Source organism: Pseudomonas sp. BMW13 (assembly GCF_013357275.1).
Classification (GTDB): Bacteria; Pseudomonadota; Gammaproteobacteria; order Pseudomonadales; family Pseudomonadaceae; genus Aquipseudomonas; species Aquipseudomonas khazarica.
The window spans coordinates 62,533-87,393 of sequence record NZ_SUKD01000032.1; the positions used below are offsets into that span (position 1 = coordinate 62,533).

The 24,861-nt window shown below is 67.3% G+C and carries 23 protein-coding genes; 18 read left to right on the top strand and 5 right to left on the bottom strand.

The window, feature by feature from the left end; translation table 11 throughout:
- Positions 1–66: 66 nt before the first annotated feature.
- Positions 67–1,254, top strand: coding sequence for an XdhC family protein (locus E4487_RS21240; RefSeq protein WP_175254334.1), 1,188 nt, complete (start codon positions 67–69; stop codon positions 1,252–1,254).
- Between the two features lie 346 nt (positions 1,255–1,600).
- On the opposite strand, the gene E4487_RS21245 is transcribed toward E4487_RS21240, so the two are convergent.
- Together E4487_RS21245 and E4487_RS21250 are read right to left on the bottom strand one after the other, a co-directional pair.
- Complete coding sequence (locus E4487_RS21245) at positions 1,601–3,838, bottom strand: xanthine dehydrogenase family protein molybdopterin-binding subunit (RefSeq protein ID WP_175254335.1); 2,238 nt, start codon at positions 3,836–3,838, stop codon at positions 1,601–1,603.
- Positions 3,839–4,006: 168 nt separating this feature from the next.
- On the bottom strand, positions 4,007–4,465 hold the full coding sequence (locus E4487_RS21250) for a (2Fe-2S)-binding protein (protein WP_037054519.1): 459 nt from the start codon (positions 4,463–4,465) through the stop codon (positions 4,007–4,009).
- A 247-nt stretch (positions 4,466–4,712) separates the two neighbouring features.
- On the opposite strand from E4487_RS21250, the gene E4487_RS21255 reads away from it, so the two are divergent.
- The 14 genes from E4487_RS21255 (at position 4,713) to E4487_RS21320 (ending at position 18,546) form a co-directional block, all read left to right on the top strand.
- Complete coding sequence (locus tag E4487_RS21255; RefSeq protein WP_037054516.1) at positions 4,713–5,384, top strand: GntR family transcriptional regulator; 672 nt, start codon at positions 4,713–4,715, stop codon at positions 5,382–5,384.
- A gap of 132 nt (positions 5,385–5,516) precedes the next feature.
- Positions 5,517–6,452, top strand: a complete 936-nt coding sequence (locus tag E4487_RS21260; protein WP_175254336.1) for a 4-hydroxyproline epimerase — start codon at positions 5,517–5,519, stop codon at positions 6,450–6,452.
- On the top strand, positions 6,449–7,558 hold the full coding sequence (locus E4487_RS21265; protein WP_175254337.1) for an FAD-binding oxidoreductase: 1,110 nt from the start codon (positions 6,449–6,451) through the stop codon (positions 7,556–7,558). The genes E4487_RS21260 and E4487_RS21265 overlap by 4 nt, the downstream gene beginning before the upstream one ends.
- The gene (locus E4487_RS21270; protein WP_037054509.1) at positions 7,551–7,787 is read left to right on the top strand and encodes a (2Fe-2S)-binding protein; all 237 of its coding nucleotides are present in this window, start codon (positions 7,551–7,553) and stop codon (positions 7,785–7,787) included. The genes E4487_RS21265 and E4487_RS21270 overlap by 8 nt, the downstream gene beginning before the upstream one ends.
- Positions 7,784–9,019 carry an FAD/NAD(P)-binding oxidoreductase gene (locus E4487_RS21275; protein WP_134676529.1) on the top strand — a complete coding sequence of 412 codons (1,236 nt, stop codon included), beginning with the start codon at positions 7,784–7,786 and terminating at the stop codon, positions 9,017–9,019. Before E4487_RS21270 ends, E4487_RS21275 begins: the two co-directional genes overlap by 4 nt.
- Before the next feature lie 70 nt (positions 9,020–9,089).
- Complete coding sequence (locus tag E4487_RS21280) at positions 9,090–9,842, top strand: AraC family transcriptional regulator (protein ID WP_175254338.1); 753 nt, start codon at positions 9,090–9,092, stop codon at positions 9,840–9,842.
- 249 nt (positions 9,843–10,091) lie between these two features.
- A complete protein-coding gene (locus E4487_RS21285; RefSeq protein WP_037054498.1) occupies positions 10,092–10,910 on the top strand; it encodes a transporter substrate-binding domain-containing protein in 819 nt (272 codons plus the stop codon).
- A 22-nt stretch (positions 10,911–10,932) separates the two neighbouring features.
- Positions 10,933–12,708 carry an aconitase X gene (locus E4487_RS21290; protein ID WP_373921556.1) on the top strand — a complete coding sequence of 592 codons (1,776 nt, stop codon included), beginning with the start codon at positions 10,933–10,935 and terminating at the stop codon, positions 12,706–12,708.
- Positions 12,709–12,711: 3 nt separating this feature from the next.
- On the top strand, positions 12,712–13,377 hold the full coding sequence (locus tag E4487_RS21295) for an amino acid ABC transporter permease (protein ID WP_037054495.1): 666 nt from the start codon (positions 12,712–12,714) through the stop codon (positions 13,375–13,377).
- A 13-nt stretch (positions 13,378–13,390) separates the two neighbouring features.
- Positions 13,391–14,041, top strand: a complete 651-nt coding sequence (locus E4487_RS21300) for an amino acid ABC transporter permease (RefSeq protein ID WP_037054493.1) — start codon at positions 13,391–13,393, stop codon at positions 14,039–14,041.
- The gene (locus E4487_RS21305; RefSeq protein ID WP_037054492.1) at positions 14,034–14,756 is read left to right on the top strand and encodes an amino acid ABC transporter ATP-binding protein; all 723 of its coding nucleotides are present in this window, start codon (positions 14,034–14,036) and stop codon (positions 14,754–14,756) included. Before E4487_RS21300 ends, E4487_RS21305 begins: the two co-directional genes overlap by 8 nt.
- 12 nt (positions 14,757–14,768) lie before the next feature.
- The gene (locus tag E4487_RS21310) at positions 14,769–15,806 is read left to right on the top strand and encodes a proline racemase family protein (RefSeq protein ID WP_037054489.1); all 1,038 of its coding nucleotides are present in this window, start codon (positions 14,769–14,771) and stop codon (positions 15,804–15,806) included.
- Between the two features lie 141 nt (positions 15,807–15,947).
- The gene (locus E4487_RS21315) at positions 15,948–16,883 is read left to right on the top strand and encodes a dihydrodipicolinate synthase family protein (protein WP_175254340.1); all 936 of its coding nucleotides are present in this window, start codon (positions 15,948–15,950) and stop codon (positions 16,881–16,883) included.
- A gap of 79 nt (positions 16,884–16,962) precedes the next feature.
- Entirely contained in the window at positions 16,963–18,546 is a 1,584-nt protein-coding gene (locus tag E4487_RS21320) for an aldehyde dehydrogenase (NADP(+)) (protein ID WP_175254341.1), read from the top strand.
- 89 nt (positions 18,547–18,635) lie between these two features.
- On the opposite strand, the gene E4487_RS21325 is transcribed toward E4487_RS21320, so the two are convergent.
- The 3 genes from E4487_RS21325 to hexR all read right to left on the bottom strand — a co-directional run bounded on the left by E4487_RS21325 (position 18,636) and on the right by hexR (position 21,029).
- The gene (locus E4487_RS21325; protein ID WP_175254342.1) at positions 18,636–19,643 is read right to left on the bottom strand and encodes an Ldh family oxidoreductase; all 1,008 of its coding nucleotides are present in this window, start codon (positions 19,641–19,643) and stop codon (positions 18,636–18,638) included.
- A gap of 102 nt (positions 19,644–19,745) precedes the next feature.
- Positions 19,746–19,931, bottom strand: a complete 186-nt coding sequence (locus tag E4487_RS21330; RefSeq protein ID WP_037054482.1) for a PA3496 family putative envelope integrity protein — start codon at positions 19,929–19,931, stop codon at positions 19,746–19,748.
- Between the two features lie 231 nt (positions 19,932–20,162).
- Positions 20,163–21,029 (bottom strand): transcriptional regulator HexR, encoded by an 867-nt coding sequence (hexR, locus tag E4487_RS21335; RefSeq protein WP_037054469.1) that lies wholly within the window; start codon positions 21,027–21,029, stop codon positions 20,163–20,165.
- A 220-nt stretch (positions 21,030–21,249) separates the two neighbouring features.
- On the opposite strand from hexR, the gene zwf reads away from it, so the two are divergent.
- From zwf to tssI, 3 genes are all read left to right on the top strand, one after another.
- A complete protein-coding gene (zwf, locus tag E4487_RS21340) occupies positions 21,250–22,674 on the top strand; it encodes a glucose-6-phosphate dehydrogenase (protein WP_218571718.1) in 1,425 nt (474 codons plus the stop codon).
- Between the two features lie 283 nt (positions 22,675–22,957).
- On the top strand, positions 22,958–23,476 hold the full coding sequence (locus E4487_RS21345; protein WP_003241180.1) for an Hcp family type VI secretion system effector: 519 nt from the start codon (positions 22,958–22,960) through the stop codon (positions 23,474–23,476).
- A 188-nt stretch (positions 23,477–23,664) separates the two neighbouring features.
- A partial coding sequence (gene tssI / locus E4487_RS21350) for a type VI secretion system tip protein TssI/VgrG (RefSeq protein WP_175254343.1) occupies positions 23,665–24,861 on the top strand: 1,197 nt, incomplete at its 3' end.

The window sequence follows — 24,861 nt, forward strand, 5'->3', positions numbered from 1 at the left end:
ATACGGAACATTGGCAGTCTGAGGGTCGCCGCCTGTCGCTGCCCCGTTCTTGTCTGGGAGAAACCTATGCTGTCGGGAATCAGTGCCCTGCTCGACGCCATCGGCAGCGTCGAACGCGATAACGGCCAGGCCGTGCTCGCCACCGTGGTCAAGGTGGAAGGCTCGGCCTACCGACGCCCGGGCGCGCGCATGCTGATCCCGCTCTACGGCGGTACCGTGGGCACCATCAGCGGCGGCTGCCTGGAATCCGAAGTGGCGAAGAAGGCCTGGTGGCTGACCGACGGCGGCGAGGCGGTAATCCGTCGCTACAGCACCGCGACCCAGGATGACGATGATGACCAGGACGCCGCGCTGACCTTCGGCCTCGGTTGCAATGGCACCGTGCACGTGCTGCTCGAACGGCACAGCGCGGAGAAGCCCCTGGGCGTGCTCGACCTGCTGCGCCAGGTGCGCGAAAGCGGCCAGCCCGGCGCGCTGGCCACAGTGATCTCCAGCTATCGTCACGCCCGCGTGCGTGTCGGCGATCGCCTCGCCCTGCACCCCGCGCAGGCCAGCAGCGAACGCCTGCCCGAGCCCGGCCTCGACGATGCGGTCCGCGCCGACCTGGCCGAGACCCTGGCCCTGGGCCGCTCCTCGCTGCGAACCTACCAGGGCGCGCGCGGCGAGATCGAAGTGTTCTGCGAGTACCTGCCGCCGCAACGCCGCCTGGTGATCTTCGGCGCAGGGCATGACGCGCAACCGCTGAGCCACATGGCCAAGTTGCTGGACTGGCATGTCAGCGTGATCGACGGGCGCGCGCATTTCGCCCGCGCCGAGCGTTTCCCCGATGCCGACGTCGTGCGCCAGGTGGACGCGAAAGCGCCCTACAACCTGACCCGGCTGACCGACGGCGCGCTGGTGGCGATCATGAGCCACAGCTACAGCCAGGACCGTCACTGGCTGGGCAGCGTGCTGCAGGGCTCGCCCCTCTACGTCGGCCAACTGGGCCCACGCGAGCGCACCGAGCGCCTGCTGGGGGAAATTCGCCAGTACGCCGCACAACTGCCCGCGCTGGACCGCCTGCACTACCCCATCGGCCTGGATATCGGTGGCGACACACCGGAAAGCGTGGCCACCTCGATCCTGGCCGAGATGACCGCCGCGCTGAACGAGCGCAGCGGAGGCATGCTCAAGCACCGCCAGGCGTCGATCCATGCCCAGACCCCACTGGAGTCAAGCGACATCGCAGCGACCCCCCGTCTGACCGCCTCCTGAACGCGGCCCCGGATTGCATCCGGGCTACGTCACCCCCTGTAGGAGCGGCTTCAGCCGCGATCGATCACAAGGACTCAACGCCGAAGCAGCCCCTGTACACCCCCGCCCCCTAGAGCACCCATCACATCCGCCGGCCCCAGCCTTGTGGGAGGGGCTTCAGCCGCGACGCCCCTCGAAAAGCCCAACACGACCACGCCCCGCCCCGGATTGCATCCGGGCTACGCCACGCCCCTGTAGGAGCGGCTTCAGCCGCGATCAGCCACTCACGAATCAGCCACGCAAACACCCCACACAAAAACGCCCGGGCAACCTGCCCGGGCGTCTTGTCTCCAGCGCCTGCTCTCGGTCAGGCCTTGATCTGCGCCGGGAACGGCAGCTTGCGCAGGCGTACGCCGGTGGCCGCGAACAGTGCATTGGCCAGCGCCGGCGCCAGGGGCGGCACGCCGGGCTCGCCGACACCGGTCGGGTTCTGCGCAGAGGGCACGATATGCACGTCGACCCTGGGCATCTCGTTCATGCGCAGCACCTGGAAGTCGTGGAAGTTCGACTGCTCGACCCGCCCATCCTTCAGGGTGATCGCACTGTGCCGGGCCGCCGCCAGGGCGAAGCCGATCCCACCCTCCATCTGTGCCTTGATCACGTCCGGGTTGATGGCGATACCGCAGTCCACCGCACACACCACGCGATCCAGGCGATAGCTGCCGTCGGCCTTCACCGTCACCTCGGCGACCTGCGCCACGAACGAGCCGAACGACTCGTGCACGGCGATGCCGCGTCCACGCTTCTCGCCCGCCGCACCGGCGGCCAGCGGCTTGTCCCAGCCCGCCTGCCTGGCCGCCAGCTCCAGCGCGCCACGGTGACGCGGATGGTTTTCCAGCAGCGCATGGCGGAAGGCATAGGGGTCCTGGCCGGCCGCCACCGCGGCTTCGTCGATCATGGTCTCGGCCACATAGCCGGTATGGGTATGCCCGACCGAGCGCCACCACAGCACCGGCACCTTGATGTTGCTCGGCGTACTCAGCTCCACCTTGAGGTTGGGCACCGCATAGGACAGGTTGGAGACACCTTCGACCGAGGTATGGTCGACGCCCTCCTTGACCAGGAACGGCTCCATCGAGGTGCCGGCGATGATCGACTGGCCGACGATGCGGTTGTGCCAGGCCTGCAGCTTGCCGGCCTCATCCAGGCCGATGCGCGCACGGTGCAGGTACATCGGACGGAAGAAGCCGCCACGGGTATCGTCCTCACGCGCCCAGACCATCTTCACCGGTGCGTCCACGCCCTTGTCGCGCGCGGCCTTGGTGATCGCCACGGCCTCCAGCAGGTAATCCGAACGCGAGCTGGCACGGCGCCCGAAACTGCCGCCGGCATACAGCTGGGTCAGCGACACCTGTTCCGGCTTGAAGCCCAGGTAGCCACTGATGATCGCCTGGTCGACGGTCTGGAACTGCTCGCCGTTCCAGATCTCGCAGCGATCGGCGGAGAGCTTCACCAGGCAGTTCATCGGCTCCATCGCCGCGTGCGCCAGGTACGGGAACTCGTAGTCGGCCTCGACGGTTTTCGCCGCCTTGGCCAGCGCCGCATCGGCGTCGCCACGGGCGGCCGCCGGCAGGCCGGGCTTGCCGGCACTCTCGCGGTACTGGGCGAGGATTTCCTCGCTGCCGAGGGTGAACGCCTGGCTCTCGTCCCAGTCGATCACCAGGGCATCACGCCCCTGGCGCGCGGCCCAGGTGTTCTTCGCCAGCACGGCGACGCCGGCACGGCCGTGCGGCAGGTCGCGAAACTCCACCACGTCGACCACGTCGCGCACGGCCTTGGCCTTGCTGCTGTCGACGGAACGCGGCACGCCACCGAAACGCGGCGGGTAGGCGACCATCGCCACCAGCATGCCCGGCAGTTTGAAGTCCTGGGTGAACACGGCACTGCCGTCGGTCTTGCCCGGGCTGTCCTTGCGGCGCAGCTCGACCTTGCCGATCAGCTTGAAGTCCTGCGGCTGCTTGAGCTGCACCTGCTCGGGCACCGGCAACGCCGCAGCCGCCTCGACCAGTTCGCCGAAACCGGCACTGCGCCCCGAGCCGGGGTGACTGACCACCCCCTTGCTGACGCTGATTTCACTGGCCGGCACTGCCCAGCGCTGCGCCGCCGCAGCCACCAGCATGGCCTTGGCCGTGGCCCCGGCGTTGCGCATCTGCTCCCAGGAGTTGGCCATGGCGGTACTGCCGCCCGTGCCCTGCATCGGGCCGAAGGCGAGGTTGTTGTAGCGTTTCACATCGGCCGGCGCGCCTTCGACGCGCACCGTTTCCCAATCGGCGTCCAGCTCTTCGGCCAGCAACGTGGCCAGGCCGGTGTAGCTGCCCTGGCCCATCTCCAGGTGTTTGGCCAGCACGGTCACGCTGCCATCCAGGTCGATCCGCACGAAGGCGTTCGGCTCCAGCGGGCCACCTGCGGCCAGTGCATCCATGCCGCGGATCAGCGGCGCGAAGAAGATGCCCAGCGCCAGCCCGCCCGTGCCCTTGAGCAGCGAGCGACGGCTGACGTTGAGGATGCCGCGAGCGGCGCTATCGGGGGTTTCGATCTTGCCCATGATTCAGTTCTCCGAAGAAAACCTGTTCAGGGTCTCGCGAGCCAGAGGCGGGCAAGGCAACAACCGATCGACGACGGACTGGGTTCGCACATGCGTTGATGTGCTGCATGCATTCCGAATCGGTTCTAAGCCCCGCACGCGCGACGCGCAGCAGACCCTGGAGAGGTCTTAGGCCAGTTGCTCGGCGGCTTGATGGATGGCCGCACGAATCCGCACATAGGTGGCGCAACGGCAGATGTTGCCGCTCATGGCCGCGTCGATATCGGCATCGCTCGGCGCCTTGTTGCTGCTGAGCAGTGCCGTGGCCGCCATGATCTGGCCAGACTGGCAGTAGCCGCACTGCACCACGTCGAGCTCACGCCAGGCCTCCTGCACGACCTTGCCGACGCTGTCCTCGGCGACCGCTTCGATGGTGCTGATGCGCTTGCCGACCACGGCCGATACCGGGGTGACGCAGGAGCGGGTCGGCTGTCCCTCGACATTCACCGTGCAGGCACCGCACAGCGCCATGCCGCAGCCATACTTGGTGCCGGTGAGATTGGCGACATCACGCAGGGCCCAGAGCAGCGGCATGTCGTCGGCCACGTCCAGCTCATGGTCCTTGCCATTGAGATTCAGGGTAATCATGGTCTGCCCACCTTGACTTGATGGTGTCTGAATAGTCTCGCCAGGCTCGCCGGCGTTCACGGTCAGGCCCACAGGGAGCCAGACCATCACTGTAGTGGGCGAACAGCACGGTGTCGTTGCCCGCCAACGAGATCGGCAGAACCGGGCAACAAGTCCGTAGAATCGGGCAAGCTGCGAAATACCCCTACGATCCGCTCGAGAAATTTCGTATAAAATATCCGCGATAGCTGAAGAGAGTACCGCCCCCTTGCCCCTTGCCCGTGTCAACGCCCCCAACCTCGGCCTCACGCCAACGGCATCGGAGGTCATCACCACGCACCTGCGTGACGCCATCGTCGCGGGCGATATCGCCGAAGGCGAGCCGATTCGCCAGGACGACGTGGCGCAGCTGTTCAACGTCAGCAAGATTCCCGTGCGCGAGGCACTCAAGCGCCTGGAGGCCGAGGGCCTGGTCCTGTTCCAGCGCAACAAGGGCGCCGTGGTGACACGGATCTCCGAGCCGGAGCTGGCGCAGATGTTCGAGGTGCGCATCCTCCTCGAGAACAAGGTGCTGCGCCTGGCCATTCCGAACATGACCGAGGAGACCTTCGCCCGCGCCGAGCGCATCTGCGAGGAGTTCGTCGGCGAGGAAAACGTGGGGCGCTGGGCCGAACTCAACTGGAAGCTGCATGCCTGCCTGTACGAGCCGGCGCAGCGGCCTTTCCTGGTCAGCCTGATCCGCTCGATCCACGACAAGCTGGAGCGCTACCTGCGCATGCAGATGAGCCTGTCGGAGGGCAAGGACCGCGCCGACCACGAGCACCGCGCGATCATCGACGCCTGTCGCAGCCGCGACACGGAGCATGCGGTGGCGCTGCTCGAGGAACACATCACCGGTGTCTGCAGCAGCCTCTTCGCGCATTTGCCGGGCCACCGCTGAGGCCCGCCCCGGCCTATTCAGCCGCCCCGAGGTTGTGCTGATTTCGTCATTCGCCCCAGGCAAATCCCTCAAGCCGGACGCTGCGCCTCGCGTCACCCTGTAGTCACTCAACACGACTGCAGGCATGGCCACATGAAACGTATCGAGGTAATCGATTCCCACACCGGCGGTGAACCGACCCGCCTGATCATCAGCGGTTTTCCTGACCTGGGCAGCGGCAGCATGGCCGAGCGCCGGCGACGCCTGGCCAGCCAGCACGACCAGTGGCGGGCGACCAGCGTGCTGGAGCCACGCGGCAGCGACGTCCTGGTGGGCGCCCTGCTGTGCACCCCGGTCGATCCCCAGGCCTGTGCCGGTGTCATCTTCTTCAACAACACCGGCTACCTCGGCATGTGCGGGCACGGCACCATCGGCCTGGTGGCCTCCCTGGCCCACCTGGGGCGGATCGGGCCCGGCGTGCACAAGATCGAGACGCCTGTCGGCACCGTCGACGCGACCCTGCATGAGGATCGCTCGGTCAGCGTGCGCAACGTGCCGGCCTACCGCTACCGCAAGGCGGTCACCCTGGGCGTGCCCGGACAGGGCGACGTCACCGGCGACATCGCCTGGGGCGGCAACTGGTTCTTCCTGATCAGCGACCACGGCCTGCGCGTGGCGGGCGACAACCTCGAGGCCCTGACCCGCTACAGCGCGGCCGTGCAGCAGGCGCTGGAAGACCAGGGCATTCGCGGTGAGGACGGCGGCCTGATCGACCACATCGAGCTGTTCGCCGATGACGCAGAAGCCGACAGCCGCAACTTCGTGCTCTGCCCCGGCAAAGCCTACGACCGCTCGCCCTGCGGCACCGGCACCAGCGCCAAGCTGGCCTGCCTCGCCGCCGACGGCAAGCTGCAACCCGGCACGACCTGGCGCCAGGCCAGCGTGATCGGCAGCCAGTTCGAAGGCCGCTACGAGACCGCCGAAGGTGGCCGCATCATCCCGACCATTCGCGGTCGGGCCAACGTCAGTGCCGAGGCCACCCTGCTGATCGAGGACGACGACCCCTTCGCCTGGGGCATCGTGCTGTGAGCGACGGCGCCGACTTCATCGTCATCGGCGCCGGCATCGTCGGCGCCACCTGCGCCCACGAACTGGCCCGGCGCGGGCACCGCGTGCTGGTGCTGGATGCCGGCCTGCGCGCCGCCACCGCTGCCGGCATGGGCCACCTGATCGTGCTCGACGACAACCCGGCCGAGCTGGCCCTCAGCCAATACTCGGTGCAACGCTGGCGCGACTGGTCGCGGGACATGCCGGAGGACTGCGCCTACCGGCAGAACGGCACCCTGTGGCTGGCCGCCAATGCCGAGGAAATGGCCGTGGCCGAGGCCAAGTATCAGGTGCTGCGTGATCACGGGCTGGACTGCGAGCTGCTCGGCGCCACGGCCCTGCAACGGGCCGAACCTGAGCTGCGCGACGGCCTGCACGGCGGTCTGCGCGTGATCGGTGACGGCATCCTCTATGCGCCCAACGTCGCGCGCTGGCTGCTCGATCACCCGCTGATCGAACAACGCCTGGCGCACGTCGTCGAGGTGGACGGCCAGCGCGTGCGCCTGGAGGACGGCAGCTGGCTCAGCGCCCAGGCGCTGATCCTCGCTGGCGGCACCCACGCCAGCACCCTCTGCCCGGAGCTGCCGATCGAGCCGAAGAAGGGCCACCTGCTGATCACCGACCGCTACCCCGGACGCATCAGCCACACCCTGGTGGAGCTGGGCTACGTCACCAGCGCGCACAACGCCAGCGGCCCTTCGACCGCCGCCAATGTCCAGCCGCGCCCGACCGGACAGCTGTTCATCGGCGCATCGCGGCAGTTCAACACCAGCGACCCCACCGTCGAACCATGGATGCTGGCGAAGATGCTGCAGCGCGCCGTCGATTACGTGCCGGGGCTGGCCCGGCTCAACGCCATCCGCGCCTGGACCGGCTTTCGCGCCGCCAGCCCGGACGGCCTGCCGCTGCTCGGCGCGCACCCGCAACGCCAGGGCCTGTGGCTGGCCGTCGGCCATGAAGGGTTGGGCGTGACCACTGCACCGGGCAGCGCCGACCTGCTGATCGCCCAGTTGCTCGGCGAACCCGCCCCCTTGCAGGTGGATGCCTACCTGCCACAACGCTTCCCAGGAGTACGCGCGCATGCCTGAACTGACTCTCGACGGCAGCCCATTGCGGGTGGCCCCCGGCACCACGGTCGCCGCCGCGCTCGCGCTCGGTGGCGACGGCAGCAGCCGCACCTCGGTCAGTGGCGAGCGCCGCGCCCCGCTGTGCGGCATGGGCATCTGCCAGGAGTGTCGCGTGAACATCGATGGCCAGCGGCGCCTGGCCTGCCAGACCCTGTGCCAGGACGGCATGCACGTGGAGACCCGAGCATGAAGGTGGACCTGCTCATCGTCGGCGCCGGCCCCGCCGGCATGGCGGCAGCTCTGGCCGCGGCCCCCAGCGGCGCGCGCATCGCCATAGTCGACGACAATCCCGCCGCGGGCGGACAGATCTGGCGCGACGGCCCGCAGGCGCACCTGCCGGCGCAGGCGCGCGCCTACCGGCAACAGCTGGAGGCGCTGGCGAATGTCGAGTGGCTGCCGTGCACCCGCGTGGTCGCCCTGGCCGGCCCCAAGGCGCTGTTGCTGGAGGACCCCACGCGCGGCTGGATCATCCACTACGACAAGCTGATTCTCTGCACCGGCGCGCGGGAGCTGCTGCTGCCATTTCCCGGCTGGACATTGCCCGGGGTCACCGGCGCGGGTGGCCTGCAGGCACTGATCAAGGGCGGCCTGCCGGTCGCCGGCGAGCGCATCGTCGTCGCCGGCAGCGGCCCGCTGCTGCTCGCCAGCGCCGCCACGGCGCAGGACAACGGCGCGCAGGTGCTGAACATCACCGAACAGGCACATTGGTCAGCCGTCGCCGGTTTCGCCGCGCAACTGCCGCGCTGGCCAGGCAAGCTGCTGCAGGCCTGCACGCTGTTCCATCCGGGCTACAGGGCGAACAGCCATGTCGTCGAAGCACTCGGCGACGGGCGCCTGCAAGCCGTGCGCCTGAGCATCGGCGGGCGCATCCGCGAAGTCGCCTGTGACCGCCTGGCATGTGGCTTCGGCCTGATAGCCAACCTGCAACTTGGCCAGGCCCTGGGCTGCCGCATCGAACTCAATGCACTGGCCGTGGATGACTGGCAGGCCACCAGCCTCGCCGATCACTACGCCGCCGGCGAAAGCACCGGCTTCGGCGGCAGCGAGAAAGCCCTGGTGGAAGGCGCCATCGCCGGCCATGCGGCAGTCGGCGAGCACGATGCAGCGCGGCGCCTGTGGCCACGACGGCACCACTGGCAGGGGTTCGCCAAGGCGTTGAACGCAGCGTTCGCCTTGCGTGACGAGGTCAAGCACCTCGCCAGGCCCGAGACCCTGCTCTGCCGCTGCGAAGACGTGCCGCTGGCGGCCGTCCGCGACCAGGCTGGCTGGAGCCAGGCCAAGATGGCCAGCCGCTGCGGCATGGGCGCCTGCCAGGGACGCGTCTGCGCAGCCGCCGCGCAGGTGCTGTTCGACTGGCCACAGCCGGCGCCCCGCTCGCCGCTCAGCCCGGCGCGCATCGACACCCTGCTGCACCTGCAATAGCGCCGTTCGAGCACTACCCAGGCGGCCCCGCGAGCCGTATGCTCAGGGGCCGCCACCTGTCAGTCGCACGATGTTAGACCTGCTGCCACGTTCCACGCTCACCGACCTGCCCGCGCTGCTCGACAGCCTTGCGGCGGTCGCGCCGTTGCTGGACGCAATGCCCGGCGTGGTGTTCTTCATCAAGGACCCGCAGGCGCGCTACATGATGGTCAACCAGACGCTGGTCCGGCGCTGCGCCTGCAAGGACAAGCAGGCGCTGCTCGGCCGCACCGCCGAGGCGGTCTTCCCGTCGCACCTGGGCCCGCAGTACACCGCCCAGGACCTGCAGGTCCTGCAGGCGGGCGCGCGGCTGGAGGATCAGCTCGAACTGCACCTGTACCCCGGACACCTCACCGGCTGGTGCCTGACCCACAAGCTGGCGCTGCACGATGTCGCCGGCAACGTGATCGGCATGGCCGGCGTGTCGTGTGACCTGCAGGCCGCGCAGGACACCCACCCGGCCTACCAGAAGCTGGCTGCGGTGGACGACTACATTCGCCAGCACCATGCGCGCCCGATCAGCCTGGCCGAGCTGACCGAACTGGCCGGGCTCTCGGTGGCGCAGCTGGAGCGTCTGTGCAAGCGCATCTTCCAGCTCACGCCACGGCAGATGATCCACAAGGCGCGGCTCGGCTCGGCCAGCCAGCTGCTGCAGGGCGAACTGCCGATCACCGAGGTCGCCCTGCGCTGCGGCTACACCGATCACAGCGCCTTCAGCCGCCAGTTCAAGGCCCTGACCGGCCTCTCTCCCAGCCAGTATCGCGACGCCCGGCGCCAGCTCTGAGCAGGCGTGTTCCGCTTCGGGGCAAACGTGCGCCGTCATGCTTCGTTATGTAACACGGTGACAGTTCGCCAACGCCGCGCGCTGCGTCACCTTGCTCGCCTTCCCCTCTACAGCCTTTGCCAGACAAGGGCTGGCACCTCGCAGCAGGCTGCCGGTGAAAATCGGCACAGGCCTTGCTAATAAAATATCGTATACGAAATCCTTGATACTCGATTCATCTGCCAACCATCACCCATCATGAGGCTGCACATGAACAGAAAGACCCTCACCCTCGCCCTCGGCGCCGCATTGAGCGCTTCGCTGATCGGCAACGCCCAGGCCGACAAGCTCGACGACATCATCGAATCCGGCAAACTGCGTTGCGCCGTGACCCTGGACTTCCCGCCCATGGGTTTCCGCGATGAGCAGAACAAGCCGGCCGGTTTCGACGTCGACTACTGCAGCGACCTGGCGAAGATCCTCGGCGTCGAGGCCGAAGTGGTCGAGACCCCCTTCCCGGATCGCATTCCCGCGCTGGTTTCCGGCCGGGCCGACGTCATCGTCGCCTCCACCTCCGACACCCTCGAGCGCGCCAAGACGGTTGGCATGACCGTGCCCTACTTCGCCTTCCAGATGGTCGTGCTGACCCGCGAAGACACCGGCGTGAACGGCTACGCCGACCTGAAAGGCAAGAAGCTCGGCAACACCAGCGGCACCTACGAGGCCATCGCCCTGGAAAAGGATCAGAAGGCCTGGGGTGAAGGCAGCTTCCGCGCCTACCAGTCGCAGAACGACACCATCCTCGCCCTGAGCCAGGGCCATATCGACGCCACCGTGGTGACCAATACCGTGGCCGCCGCCACCCTCAAGTCCGGCAAGTACAAGGGCCTGAAGGTCGCGGGCGACGCCCCCTACGTCGTCGACTACGTGTCCCTGGCCGCCAAGCGCAGCGAGTACGGCCTGCTCAACTACCTCAACCTGTTCGTCAACCAGCAGGTGCGCAACGGCCGCTACGACGAGCTGTGGAAAAAGTGGGTGGGCGAGGAGATCAAGCCGGCCAACCTGACCGTTCCCGCCGTGTACTACTGATCGGCCGCGCCTGGTGGGGATGATGACGATGCCTGCAACGACTATCGACGGCCGCTGCCTGGTCGCCGGCCGAGGCCAGGGGCCACTGCTGCACGCCACGCTCGGCCTGAGCTTCTGGGGCGGCGTCGACCCGAGCAACGGCGAGGTGATCGACCGCCATCACCCGCTGAGCGGGCAATCCCTGGCCGGGCGCGTACTGGCCATTCCCAGCGGACGCGGCTCCTGCACCGGCAGCAGCGTCCTGCTGGAGCTGATCCTGTCAGGCCCGGCGCCAGCGGCGCTGGTGCTGGCCGAACCCGACGAAATTCTCAGCCTCGGCGCCCTGGTCGCCGAACACATCTTCGGCATCCAGCTGCCCGTGCTGTGCATCGGTCATGCGGCGTTCGCCAAACTGGCCGCGCACCACGGCAGCTTCGCTCGCGTCGACGGGGCGAACCTGCAGCTGTTTGCCCACGCACCCGACGATGGCTGGCAAGCCAGCCCGCTCGAGCCGGTCGAAACCCAGGCGAGCACGCTCGAACTCAACGCCGGCGACCGCGCCCTGCTCGCCGGTGAACAGGGCCGCGCCGCCCAGGTCGCCATGCAGTTGCTGGTGCGCATGGCCGAACTGCAGGGCGCCAGCGCACTGCTCGACATCAGCCAGGCGCATATCGATGGCTGCATCTACACCGGCTCGGCCAGCCTGCGCTTCGCCCAGCAACTGCTGGACTGGGGCGCCAGAGTGCGCGTGCCGACCACCCTCAACGCCATCTCGGTGGACCAGCGCCAGTGGCGCGCCCTGGGCGTCGATCCGACGTTCGGCGAACCGGCCAGCCGCCTGGGCGACGTGTACATGGCGATGGGCGCGCAGCTCAGCTTCACCTGCGCGCCCTACCTGCTCGACAGCGCACCGACATTCGGCGAGCAGATCGTCTGGGCCGAATCCAACGCAGTGGCCTACGCCAACAGCGTGATCGGCGCGCGCACGCTCAAGTACCCGGACTTTCTCGACATCTGCATCGCCCTCACCGGCCGCGCGCCGCGCACCGGCAGCCATCTCGACGCGGGCCGCCAGGCGCGCCTGTTGCTCGAGGTCGAGGCGCCCGCGCAGGCCGACGACAGCTTCTGGCCGCTGCTGGGCTACCACGTCGGGCTGCTCGCCACCGTCGACATCCCGGTACTCGCCGGCCTCGAGCACAGCCAGCCGAGCCGCGATGACCTCAAGGCCTTCAGCGCGGCCTTCGCCACCACCTCGGCAGCGCCGATGTTCCATATCGCCGGCATCACCCCGGAGGCACCGGACGTGACCCGCGCCCTCGCCGGCCAGGCACCACGGCGCACCCTGCAGGTGACGCTGGCGGACCTGCGCAGCAGCTGGGCCGAGCTCAACAGCGCCGACTCGAGCGAGGTCAGCCTGGTCGCCCTCGGCAACCCGCACGCCTCGGCCAGCGAGCTGGCCAGGCTGGCCGAACTCTGCGCCGGGCGCACGCGCCATCCGCATACCGCCGTGGTGGTGACCTGCGGGCGTGCCGTGCACGACCAGGCCAGCGCCAGCGGCCATGTCGCCACCCTGCAGGCCTTCGGCGTGCGCCTGCTGACGGACACCTGCTGGTGCATGCTCGGCGAGCCGGTGGTGCCGCCGGACAGCCGCAACCTGATGACCAATTCGGGCAAGTACGCCCACTACGCCCCCGGGCTGGCCGGACGCCAGGTGCATTTCGGCAGCCTTGCCGCGTGTGTCGACGCGGCCTGCAGTGGGCAGAACCAGGGACAACTCCCGGCCTGGCTGGGACAACCTCAACCGCAAGGAACCCATTGATCGATGTTCGATTATTCCTTCCACTGGCGCTCAGCGTTCAAGGCCTTGCCGGACATGCTGGCCGGCGCCTGGGTCACGCTGGAGACCGCCGCGCTGTCGATGCTTCTCGGCACGCTCATCGCCCTGTTGCTGACCGTGATGCGGCAGATGAAGAACCCGGCGTTGCGGCATTTCGCCAATACCTGGGTGTCCATCGCCCGCAACACGCCGTCGCTGTTCCAGATCTACATCCTCTACTTCGGGCTGGGCAGTTTCGGGCTGCACGTCAGCTCCTGGGTCGCCCTGCTCGCCGGCATCACCTTCAACAACGCCGGCTACCTGGCGGAGAACTTCCGTGGCGGCCTCAAGGCCGTACCGGAAACCCAGATGAAGGCCGCCCGCTCACTGGGCATGAACGCCTTCCAGGCGTACCGCATGATCATCGTGCCGCAGCTGCTGCGCATCGTCTTCCACCCGCTGTCCAACCAGATGGTCTGGGCCGTGCTGATGACCTCGCTGGGCGTGGTCGTGGGCCTGAACAACGACCTCACCGGCGTGACCCAGGACTACAACGTGAAGACCTTCCGCACCTTCGAGTACTTCGCCCTCGCGGCGCTGCTCTATTACCTGATCGCCAAGACCATCGTGCTCGTCGCACGGCTGATGGCCTGGCGTCTGTTCCGCTACTGAGGGAGGACTGCACATGTTCGAAACCAGCCTGACCTCCACCGACCTGATGTTCATGCTCGACGGCGCCTGGGTGACCCTGCAGCTGACCGTCGGCGCCATGCTCATCGGCACCCTCTCCGGCGTCGTCTTCGGCCTGCTGCGCGCCACCCTGCCACGCGCCAGCCTGCCGCTGGCCTGGGTGCTGGACGTGTTCCGCAGCGTCCCGTTGCTGATCCAGTTCGTGCTGTTCAATGCCATGAAGAGCATCGCCGGGCTGAACATCAGCGCCTTCGCCGTCGGCTGCATCGTGCTCGGCGTCTACGCCGCGGCCTTCTGCACCGAGATCGTCCGCAGTGGCGTCCTCGCGGTGCCGCCGAACCTGCGTCGCGCCTCGCGCTCGCTGGGCATGAGCTACCTGCAGGACCTGCGCTACATCGTGCTGCCGATCGCCACCCGCGTGGCCTTCCCCGGCTGGCTCAACCTGGTGCTGAGCGTGATGAAGGACAGCGCCCTGGTCATGTGGATCGGCATCGTCGAGCTGCTGCGCGCCTCGCAGACCATCGTCACGCGCATTCAGGAGCCGCTGCTGGTGCTGTGCATCGCCGGCATCATCTATTACGTCATGAGCCTGGTCGTCGCCCAACTCGGCGCCCGGCTGGAAAAAAGGTGGCAGGAAAATGATTGAGATCGACAACGTCCACAAATCCTTCGGCGACCTCGAGGTCATCAAGGGCGTCAGCCTGACGGTGAACAAGGGCGAGGTGGTGTCGATCATCGGCGGCTCCGGCTCCGGCAAGTCGACCCTGCTGATGTGCATCAACGGCCTGGAGCCGATCCAGCAGGGCAGCATCCGCGTCGACGGCACCGAGGTGCATGCCGCCGGCACCGACCTGAACAGGCTGCGGCAGAAGATCGGCATCGTCTTCCAGCAGTGGAACGCCTTCCCGCACCTGACGGTGCTGGAGAACGTCATGCTGGCGCCGCGCAAGGTGCTCGGCCTGAGCAAGGAGGAGGCCGAGGCGATGGCGGTCAGGCAGCTGACCCACGTCGGCCTGGCGGAGAAGCTCAAGGTGTTTCCCAGCAAGCTCTCCGGCGGCCAGCAACAGCGCATGGCGATTGCCCGCGCACTGGCCATGAGCCCTGACTACATGCTGTTCGACGAAGCCACCAGCGCCCTCGACCCGCAGTTGGTCGGCGAGGTGCTGGACACCATGCGCATGCTCGCCGAAGACGGCATGACCATGGTCCTGGTGACGCACGAAATCCGCTTCGCCCGGGACGTATCCGACCGCGTGGCGTTCTTCCGCAACGGCCTGGTGCACGAGATCGGCACACCCGACCAGGTGATCGGCAATCCGCAGCGCCCGGAAACCGCCGACTTCCTCAAGTCGGTCAACTAGGAGGGCCACAGCATGCGCAGCAGCAAACTCATCCATGTCGTCAGTTGCCACGCCGAAGGCGAGGTCGGTGACGTCATCGTCGGCGGCGTCACCCCGCCTCCCGGCGAGACCCTCTGGCAGCAGTCGCGCTGGGTCGCGCAGGACGACTTCCTGCGCAACTTCGTGCTCAACGAGCCGCGCGGTGGCGTGTTCCGCCACGTCAACCTGCTGGTGCCGGCGAAGAACCCCGCCGCGCAGATGGGCTGGATCATCATGGAGCCGGCCGACGTGCCGCCGATGTCCGGTTCCAACTCGCTGTGCGTGGCCACCGTGCTGCTCGACAGCGGCATCCTGCCGATGAGCGAACCGCAGACCCGGCTGACCCTGGAAGCCCCCGGCGGCCTGGTGGAAGTGCTCGCCGACTGCAAGAACGGCAAGGCCGAGCGTGTCGAAGTGAAGAACGTGCCGTCCTTCGCCGACCGGCTCGACGCCTGGATCGAGGTCGAGGGCATCGGTTCACTGCAGGTGGACACCGCCTACGGCGGCGACAGTTTCGTCATCGCCGACGCGCACAGGCTGGGCTTCGCCATCACCCCGGACGAAGCCGCGGACCTGGTCGCCATCGGCCTGAAGATCACCCAGGCGGCCAACCAGCAGCTCGGCTTCAGCCACCCGCTGAATCCGGACTGGAACCACCTCTCCTTCTGCCAGATCGCCGCGCCGGTGGTGCATGAGAACGCCGTGGCCACTGGCGCCAACGCGGTGGTCATCCGCCCCGGCAAGATCGACCGCTCCCCCTGCGGCACCGGCTGCTCGGCGCGCATGGCCGTGCTGCATGCCAAGGGCCAGCTGGCGGTGGGCGAGCGCTTCATCGGCCGCTCGATCATCGGCTCGGCGTTCCACTGCCGCATCGACTCGCTGACCGAGGTCGCCGGGCGCACGGCCATCTACCCCTGCCTGTCCGGGCGCGCCTGGATCACCGGCACCCACCAGCACATGCTCGACCCGGACGACCCCTGGCCAACCGGCTATCGTCTGTCGGACACCTGGCCGGTGGACGTGCAGCTGTAACGCGGCGTTCAGCAGATTGACAAGCACCGGCTCGCCGACGCAGTGAACCGGGCTACGGCCCAGACCCTGGAAATGAGCGGTGCGCTTCGCACGCTTATTTTCGTATACGAAATACCCTGTATCTATCCAAGAGGCTACAGCATGAGCAACATCTTCATCGGCACCATCCCCGCCCTGATGACCCCCTGCACCGCCGAGCGCAAGCCGGACTTCGACGCCCTGGTGCGCAAGGGCAAGGAACTGATCGAAATCGGCATGAGCGCGGTGGTCTACTGCGGCTCCATGGGCGACTGGCCGCTGCTCACCGAGGCCGAGCGCCAGGAAGGCGTGGCACGCCTGGTCGCAGCCGGCGTGCCGACCATCGTCGGCACCGGCGCCGTGAACAGCCGTGAGGCCGTGGCGCACGCCGCGCACGCCGCCAAGGTCGGCGCTCACGGCCTGATGGTCATTCCCCGCGTGCTGTCCCGTGGCGCCTCACCGGCCGCCCAGGAGGCGCACTTCTCCGCCATTCTCGCCGCCGCGCCGAACCTGCCTGCGGTGATCTACAACAGCCCCTACTACGGCTTCGCCACCCGCGCCGAGCTGTTCTTCAAGCTGCGCCGCCAGTACCCCAACCTGGTCGGCTTCAAGGAATTCGGTGGCGCCGCCGACATGCGCTACGCCGCCGAACACATCACCTCGCAGGACGACAGTGTGATCCTCATGGCTGGCGTCGATACCCAGGTGGTGCACGGCTTCGTCAACTGCGGCGCCACCGGCGCCATCACCGGCATCGGCAACGCGCTGCCACGCGAAGTGCTGCAACTGGTCGAGCTGAGCAGGCAGGCCGCCAAGGGCGATGCCGTTGCGCGCCGCCGTGCCTGGGAGCTTTCCGAAGCGCTGAACGTGCTGTCGTCCTTCGACGAAGGCACCGACCTGGTGCTCTATTACAAGCACCTGATGGTGCTCAACGGCGACCAGGAATACCGCCTGCATTTCAACGAGAGCGACGCGCTCAGCGACGCCCAGCGCCACTACGCCGAGACCCAGTACCGGCTGTTCCGCCAGTGGTACGCCAACTGGTCGGCCGCTGCCTGACCGCTGCACCTCGCTCGGCTGCCGCCTGCGCAGCCGAGCGCAGGGCCTTCCCGAACCGCTGCAAACACAGGAGCCCGCAATGCCCTCCACCATCGGCCACAACATCATCGGCGGCGTATTCAGCGCCGCCGGCAGCGTGGTTCACAGCAGTCATGACGCCACCACGGGCGAACCCCTGCCCTACGCCTTCATCCAGGCCAGCGCCGAAGAAGTCGACGCCGCCGCCAAGGCCGCTGCCGAGGCCTACCCAGCCTACCGCAGCCTGCCAGCCACGCAGCGCGCCGCCTTCCTCGACGCCATCGCCGACGAGATCGACGCACTGGGTGACGACTTCGTCGCCATCGTCTGCCGCGAAACCGCCTTGCCGGCGGCGCGCATCCAGGGCGAGCGCAGCCGCACCAGCGGCCAGATGCGCCTGTTCGCCCGCGTCCTGCGCCGGGGCGACTTCTACGCGGCGCGCATCGACCGTGCCCAGCCGGAGCGGCAGCCGCTGCCACGGGCAGACCTGCGCCAGTACCGCATCGGCGTCGGGCCGGTTGCCGTGTTCGGCGCCAGCAACTTCCCCCTGGCCTTCTCCACCGCAGGTGGCGATACCGCCTCGGCGCTGGCAGCCGGTTGCCCGGTGGTGTTCAAGGCGCACAGCGGCCACATGGCCACCGCCGCCTTCGTCGCCGAGGCGATCCTGCGTGCCGCCCGCGCGACCGGCATGCCCGCCGGCGTGTTCAGCATGATCTACGGCAGCGGCGTCGGCGAGGCGCTGGTCAAGCACCCGGCGATCCAGGCCGTCGGCTTCACCGGATCGCTCAAGGGCGGCCGAGCCCTGTGCGACATGGCCGCGGCCCGCCCGCAGCCGATTCCGGTGTTCGCCGAGATGAGTTCGATCAACCCGGTGCTGGTGCTGCCCGGCGCCCTGGCCAGCCGGGGCGAGCGGATCGCCCGCGAACTGGCCGACTCGGTGGTGCTCGGTTGCGGCCAGTTCTGCACCAACCCCGGCCTGGTGATCGGCATCGCCTCGCCGGAGTTCAGCCTGTTCACCGCCAACCTGATCGCCGAGATCGGCCAGCGTCCGGCGCAGACCATGCTCAATGACGGCACGCTGCGCAGCTACGAGAAGGGCCTGGCAGCGCTGCACGCACACCCGCGCATTCGTCACCTGGCGGGCCAGCCGCAGGAGGGCCGGCAGGCGCGTCCACAGCTGTTCCAGGCCGCTGCCGGCCTGCTGATCGACGGAGACGCGTTGCTCCAGGAGGAGGTCTTCGGCCCGGCGACGGTGATCGTCGAGGTGGCCGACAAGGCCGAGCTGCTGAGGGCCCTGCACGGCCTGCGCGGCCAGCTGACCGCCACGCTGACGGCCGAGGCGGATGACCTGCAGGCGCATGGCGACCTGCTGGCCGTGCTGGAACAGAAGGTCGGCCGAGTGCTGTTCAATGGCTACCCGACCGGAGTCGAGGTGGGCGATGCCATGGTGCATGGCGGCCCTTACCCGGCCACCTCGGACGCGCGCGGCACCTCGGTCGGCAGCCTCGCCATCGAGCGATTCCTGCGCCCAGTGTGCTACCAGAACTGCCCGGACGCCCTGCTGCCAGAAGCCTTGCAGAATGCCAACCCGCTCGGCCTGGCACGGCTGGTCGACGGCGTCACCACGCGGGATGCGCTGGACTGAAACCCGTGTCGGCGCGGTAACCGGCGCATCCCACCCTCAGCCCCGGCTTGCCGGGGCTTTTTTTGCGCCGGCCCCTGGCCCGCCAGCACTCAGCCACGCAGCGCGATCAGGTCCTGATACAGGCTGTCGGCGATCTCCACACCCTCGACCAGGCTTTGCGCCCGCGCTGCGTAGCGGCGCTGCGACGGCAGCCGTGCGCCCTGGCCCTGGATCGCCTCGAACAGCGTCTCGGCACGGGCCAGCTGCGCGTCGGCCTGCTCACCGAGGAAGCGCTGTGGATCGAGCGCGATGATCAGCTCGCCGTGATACGGCAAGGCATTGTGCCCCGCATCGAACGCGGCGGACTCGACGCTGGTGAGGTCACCGATCAGTGGCCCGGCGATCAGCTCGATCATGGCCGACAGCGCCGAGCCCTTGTGCTCGCCGAAAGTCAGCATGGCGCCATGGTCGAGCACCTCGGCGGCGTCATCGCTGGGCCGTCCCTGGCGATCCACGCCCCAGCCGCTCGGCAACGGCTTGCCGGAACGGCGATGCAGCTCGATCTCGCCACGGGCCACGGCACTGGTGGCGAAGTCGAAGACGAACGGCTGGCCGCCAGGACGTGGCCAGCCGAACGCGATGGGATTGGTGCCGAACAGTGGGCGACTGCCCCCGGTGGGCGCGACGTAGGCCTGAGTCGGGTTGCAGGCCAGCGCGACCAGGCCCCGCTCGGTAAGCGCCTCCATCTCCACCCACAGAGCGGAGAAGTGCACGCAGCGATTGATCGCCATGGCGGCGATGCCATTGCGCCGCGCCTTCTCGGCCAGCAGCGGCAGGCCGGCGGCGAACGCCAGTTGCGAGAAGCCGCCATGGGCATCGACGCGCACCAGCGCAGGCGCCGGCTCGAACACCTCGGGTTCGGCATCGGCCACCGCCTTGCCTGATTTCAGCGTGCGCACGATGCCCAGCAGGCGCCACAGGCCATGGGACGTGCAGCCATCGCGCTCGCCGGCAGTCACCGTGGCGGCGATGGCCTGAACGAAGGCGGCGCTGAAACCGGCATGGCGAAGGATATCGGCGGCCAGCTCATGGGCCTCGGCAAGGGTCAGTCGGGTCATATCGGGCTCCTGGCAGTCAGCCCGTTACAGTGGCCCGAACAGGCCCCGCCCGCTTGATCGCTTTACCCAGGCAGCATGCCGAATTCGGCACACCGCGCGGCGTCAGGCAGCGTGGCGTTGGTTCGTCTGCAGATCCGGGAAGTCCGCCAGCTCACGCTGCAGCTGGCACTGCTCGGCGTAGTGCTCGATGGCCCGGCGATAGGCCATCCGCCGTTGGTCCTGCAGCTTGCGACGGGTCTTGGCGTCGGGTTGGGTCTGCAGCAGCGCGTCATCGAAGATACGAGACATCTCGGTACTCCCGGAACGAGGACTGGAGGCCTCAGCTTGCTCCGGGCAGATGACGCTTTGACGGCGACGTCATGAATGCTCGGTGACGTCGACCGCCTCGGTCGCTCGAATCTCGTGCGGGGCTTCGTCACGCTCGTGCACGCGAACAGCATCGAGCGGAAACAGTACTGCACCCTGCGCAATCAGTAGCGCATGCCTTGCTCGCATCTTCGTCCTTGAAGACCCAGTTCTCTAATCCTCGGAAGCCTTGATCGACTTCGGTGACAGACGCAGGCTGCGCAAGCTGCGCTTGACGCTCTTGAGGTGGTTGACCAGGCTCGGCCCGCGCGCCATGGCCACGCCCATGGCCAGCACGTCGATCACCACCAGGTGGGCGATGCGCGAGGTCAGCGGGGTGTAGATCTCGGTGTCTTCCTGCACATCGATGGCCAGGTTGACGGTGGCCAGCTCGGCCAGGGGGGTCTGGCTCGGGCACAGGGTAATCAGGCTGGCACCGGACTCACGCACCAGGTTGGCGGTGATCAGCAGGTCCTTGGAACGGCCGGACTGGGAAATGCACACGGCGACATCACCCGGCTTGAGCGTGACCGCGCTCATCGCCTGCATGTGCGGGTCGGAGTAGGCGGCGGCATTGAGCAACAGGCGGAAGAACTTGTGCTGGGCATCCGCCGCCACGGCACCGGATGCACCGAAGCCATAGAACTCCACGCGCTGCGCCTGCGAGCAGGCGGCGATGGCACGCTGCAGCGCCTCGGGGTCGAGCTTCTCGCGCACTTCCATCAGGGTGTGCAGGGTGGTGTCGAAGATCTTCAGGCTGAAGTCCGCGACCGAGTCGTCCTCGTGAATGGCGAACTGGCCGAAGCTCGCGCCCGCCGCCAGGCTCTGCGCCAGCTTGAGCTTGAGATCCTGGAAACCACTGCAGCCGATGGCACGGCAGAAACGCACGATGGTCGGCTCGCTGATACCCACGCTGTGCGCCAGCTCGGCCATCGAGCTGTGCATCACCGATGCGGGATCGAGCAGGACGTGGTCGGCCACCTTCAGTTCTGACTTGCGCAGCAGGTGGCGCGACTGGGCGATGTGTTGCAACAGATTCACGGGCTTGGCTCTATGAGAAAAGGGTCTACCACGGGCACTCGATCGATCATGACTCGGTTATGATCCACCGCCGGGGTTGTAGTGACCTTGTAGTTATACTACATGAGTGGCACTGGCGCACGGCCAACAGCCCGTTTTTGACGCCGTATTACCAACACGGGTAGTTTCCAACAGCCTGTCAGAATCGAGTCGGAGTCTTCTCTTGAGCATCCCCTGCGACATGCTGGTCTTCGGCGGCACCGGCGACCTGGCCCTGCACAAGCTGCTGCCAGCGCTCTACCACCTGCATCGCGAAGGACGCCTGCATGCCGACGTGCGCATCCTCGCCCTGGCCCGCAGCAGTCACAGCCGCGAGGCCTACCAGGCGCTCGCCGAGCGCCATTGCCGGGCGCAGGTAGCGCGCGCGGACTTCACTACCGAAACTTGGGCCAGCTTCGCCGCGCGCCTCGACTACTTCGCCATGGACGCCGCGCAGAGCGCCGACTTCGGCCGCCTGGCCAAGTACCTGGGGCGTGCCGAGGACCGCGTGCGGGTCTACTACCTCGCCACCGCGCCGAATCTGTTCGAAGACATCGCCACCCACCTGGCCAACGCCGGCCTGGCAGGCCCGGCCGCCCGCATCGTGCTGGAAAAGCCCATCGGCCACTCGCTGGATTCGGCCCGTGCGATCAACGCGGCCATCGGTGCGGTATTCGACGAAGCACGGGTGTTCCGCATCGATCACTACCTGGGCAAGGAAACCGTGCAGAACCTCATGGCGTTGCGCTTCGCCAACGCCCTGTTCGAGCCGGTCTGGCGTGCCGGGCATATCGACCACGTGCAGATCAGCGTCTGCGAGACGCTCGGTGTGGAAAACCGCGGTGCCTACTATGATAAGGCCGGCGCCATGCGCGACATGATCCAGAACCACCTGTTGCAGCTGCTCTGCCTGGTGGCCATGGAAGCCCCGGTACGCTTCGACGCCGAGGCCGTGCGCAATGAGAAGGTGAAGATTCTCGAAGCGCTCAAGCCCATCAGCGGCCTCGACGTGCAGGACAAGACCGTGCGCGGCCAGTACACCGCTGGCCAGATCGGCGGCCATGACGTGCAGGCCTACTACTTCGAGAAAAACGTCGACAACGACAGCGACACCGAGACCTTCGTCGCTGTACAGGCGGAAATCGACAACTGGCGCTGGGCCGGCGTGCCCTTCTACCTGCGCACCGGCAAACGCCTGGCGAAGAAAACCTCGGAGATTCTCATCCAGTTCAAGCCGGTGCCACACCGCCTGTTCAACGACGGCGAGGCCAACCAGCTGCTGATTCGCCTGCAGCCGGAAGAACGCATCAGCCTGCAGCTGATGGCCAAGAACCCGGGCAAGGGCATGCGCCTCAAACCCGTGGAACTGGACCTCAACCTGGCCAACGCCTTCAGCCAGCAACGCCGCTGGGACGCCTACGAGCGCCTGCTGCTGGACGTGATCGAAGGCGACTCCACGCTGTTCATGCGCCGCGACGAAGTCGAGGCCGCCTGGCAGTGGGTCGACCCGATCCTGCAGGGCTGGCACCAGCACTACCAGAGCCCGCGCCCCTACCCGGCCGGCAGCGACGGCCCGGAGCAATTGCAGCACCTGCTGGAGCGCCATGGCCGGCACTGGGCCGAATGAGCCGAGCGGCAGCTTCTTGCGCAGCGCCCGCCGGACAAAGCACTGCCGGATCGCCTGAAAGCCAGCAAACACGGGGCCTTCAGCGCGCTGCGCAACAAGCTGCACAGCACTGCGCAACTTGTTGCGCAAATTAACGTGACCCAGCGCTCAAGGTGACGAACCCTCGCCACACGGTCACGCTAACTTATTGTTTTGAATGAATTTATTTTATCTGGCATGCCGCTCGCTTTAGACAGGGCTCCCGGATCGATCATGATCCATGACCCAGGCAAGGAGAGCACTCATGCCAACACCCGCGTATCTGTCCCTCGAAGGCACCAAACAAGGTCTGATCACCGCTGGCACCTTCACCGAGGACTCGGTCGGCAACATCTTCCAGGAAGGTCATGAAGACCAGATTCTGGTTCAGGCGTACAACCACCAGGTCATCATCCCGCGTGACCCGCAGTCCGGCCAACCGACCGGCCAGCGCGTACACAAGCCGCTGATGATCACCAAGGTCTTCGACAAGTCCTCGCCGCTGATCTTCAACGCCCTGACCTCCGGTGAGCGTCTGAACAAGTGCCGTCTGGAGTGGTACCGCACCTCCTCCACCGGTACCCAGGAGCACTACTTCACCATCGAACTGGAAGACGCCGTGATCGTCGACGTTCAGTCGCGCATGCCGAACTGCCAGGACCCGAACATGGCGCACTTCACTCACCTGGAAGACGTCTACTTCACCTACCGCAAAATCGTCTGGACCCACGAAGTCTCCGGTACTTCCGGCTCCGACGACTGGCGTACCCCGATCTCCGCCTAATCGCAGGCTGAGTTCGTGCGTCACCGCAGCGGCCAGGCATCGTCCTGGCCGTTGCGTTTCGGCAAAACGCGTCGGACAGGCGCGGCAGTTGCCGAAAACCTCGACCGCTGCCAGCAGCACGCGGCCGAATCGGTTACAACCTGGAGCGCGCCACGCGCCCATCATGGAATGATCGAGAGGAACAACGAATGTTCGCCCAGGCCAACCAGACCCATTTCAGTCTCAGCATCGAAGGTGTCGAACACGACCTGCAGGTGCTCGAGTTCAGCGGGCGCGAGGCGGTCAGCCAGCCGTATGCGTTCGCCGTGGAACTGATCAGCGACAGGCCCGACCTGGACCTGGAAAGCCTGCTGCATCAACGTGCCTTTCTCGCGTTCGACCAGAAGGGAGCGGGCATCCACGGCCTGATCCACCGCATCGCCCAGGGCGAATCGGGCAAGCGCATGACCCGCTACCGCCTGACCCTGGTGCCTCAGCTGACCTATCTGAAACACCGCACCAACCAGCGCATCTTCCAGCACCTGACGGTGGAGAAGATCATCAGCCAGGTGCTCGAAGAACACGGCATCCAGGCCGATGCGTATCAGTTCCAGCTCGGTTCGATCTACCCCGAGCGCGAATATTGCGTGCAGTACGACGAGAGCGACCTGCACTTCGTCCAGCGCCTGTGCGAAGAGGAAGGCATTCACTACCACTTCCAGCACAGCAGCGACGGCCACGTCCTGACCTTCGGCGACGACCAGACCGTCTTCCCGCGCCTGGCACCGCTGGCCTACCAGCAGGACACCGGCCTGGTGGCCGACGACCCGGTGATCAAGCACTTCGGCGTCCGCGTGGAGACCCGCACCAGCCAGGTCACGCGCCGTGACTACGACTTCGAGAAGCCACGCCTACAACTGGAAGCCAAGGCCGATGGCGACGCCCAGCCCAAGCTGGAGGACTACGACTATCCCGGCCGCTACACCGACCGCGAGCGCGGCAAGCACCTGGCCACGCGCGCCCTGGAACGCCATCGCCACGACTTCGCGCAGGCCCAGGGCGATGGCGACTCGCCAACCCTGGTCAGCGGCCACTTTCTTGACCTGACTGACCACCCGCGCGACGCCTGGAACCAGCTCTGGCTGCTCACCGAGGTGCTGCACGAAGGCAAGCAACCGCAGGTGCTGGAAGAGTCGGTCATCAGCGACACCCGAGCCGACGACGGCTTCACCCAGGGCTATCGCAACCAGTTCGTCGCCACCCCGTGGGACGTCCCGTATCGCCCGCCGCTGGAGCACCCGAAGCCGCGCATCCTGGGCAGTCAGAGCGCCGTCGTCACCGGCCCGGCCGGCGAAGAGATCCACTGCGACGAATACGGCCGGGTGAAGGTGCAGTTCTTCTGGGAC